We start from the raw sequence: 1,321 nt of genomic DNA, 5'->3' as shown, positions 1-1,321 counted from the left end.
GCTAATGACGGTACCTGAAGAATAAGCACCGGCTAACTACGTGCCAGCAGCCGCGGTAATACGTAGGGTGCAAGCGTTAATCGGAATTACTGGGCGTAAAGCGTGCGCAGGCGGTTTTGTAAGTCTGTCGTGAAAGCCCCGGGCTCAACCTGGGAATTGCGATGGAGACTGCAAGGCTTGAATCTGGCAGAGGGGGGTAGAATTCCACGTGTAGCAGTGAAATGCGTAGAGATGTGGAGGAACACCGATGGCGAAGGCAGCCCCCTGGGTCAAGATTGACGCTCATGCACGAAAGCGTGGGGAGCAAACAGGATTAGATACCCTGGTAGTCCACGCCCTAAACGATGTCTACTAGTTGTCGGGTTTTAATTAACTTGGTAACGCAGCTAACGCGTGAAGTAGACCGCCTGGGGAGTACGGTCGCAAGATTAAAACTCAAAGGAATTGACGGGGACCCGCACAAGCGGTGGATGATGTGGATTAATTCGATGCAACGCGAAAAACCTTACCTACCCTTGACATGGAAGGAAGTCCGGAGAGATCTGGATGTGCCCGAAAGGGAACCTTCACACAGGTGCTGCATGGCTGTCGTCAGCTCGTGTCGTGAGATGTTGGGTTAAGTCCCGCAACGAGCGCAACCCTTGTCATTAGTTGCTACATTTAGTTGAGCACTCTAATGAGACTGCCGGTGACAAACCGGAGGAAGGTGGGGATGACGTCAAGTCCTCATGGCCCTTATGGGTAGGGCTTCACACGTCATACAATGGTACATACAGAGGGCCGCCAACCCGCGAGGGGGAGCTAATCCCAGAAAGTGTATCGTAGTCCGGATTGTAGTCTGCAACTCGACTACATGAAGTTGGAATCGCTAGTAATCGCGGATCAGCATGTCGCGGTGAATACGTTCCCGGGTCTTGTACACACCGCCCGTCACACCATGGGAGCGGGTTTTACCAGAAGTAGGTAGCTTAACCGCAAGGGGGGCGCTTACCACGGTAGGATTCGTGACTGGGGTGAAGTCGTAACAAGGTAGCCGTATCGGAAGGTGCGGCTGGATCACCTCCTTTCTAGAGTAGCACCGGGTCTTGAACCCAGTCACCAAACGCTCACACTTATCGGCTGTTGTCAGAAGAAGAACAGTGTATGTCGGGGCTGTAGCTCAGCTGGTTAGAGCACCGTGTTGATAACGCGGGGGTCGTTGGTTCGAGTCCAACCAGCCCTACCAGGTTATTGGCGCACCCAATCGGGGGATTAGCTCAGCTGGGAGAGCACCTGCTTTGCAAGCAGGGGGTCGTCGGTTCGATCCCGTCATCCTCCACCA

2 tRNA genes and 1 rRNA gene are annotated in these 1,321 nt (G+C 53.9%); all 3 read left to right on the top strand.

Features of this window, described 5'->3' with window-relative positions:
• Positions 1-1,067: ribosomal RNA gene (locus BM031_RS24870) — 16S ribosomal RNA — on the top strand; the annotation flags it as partial.
• A gap of 81 nt (positions 1,068-1,148) precedes the next feature.
• Positions 1,149-1,225: transfer RNA gene (locus BM031_RS24865), tRNA-Ile, on the top strand.
• A gap of 20 nt (positions 1,226-1,245) precedes the next feature.
• A tRNA-Ala gene (locus BM031_RS24860) sits at positions 1,246-1,321 on the top strand.

The organism is Massilia yuzhufengensis, assembly GCF_900112225.1.
Taxonomy (GTDB): Bacteria; Pseudomonadota; Gammaproteobacteria; order Burkholderiales; family Burkholderiaceae_D; genus Telluria; species Telluria yuzhufengensis.
The sequence above is the reverse complement of the archived record's forward strand: the minus strand, read 5'-3'. Positions and strand labels throughout refer to the sequence as shown.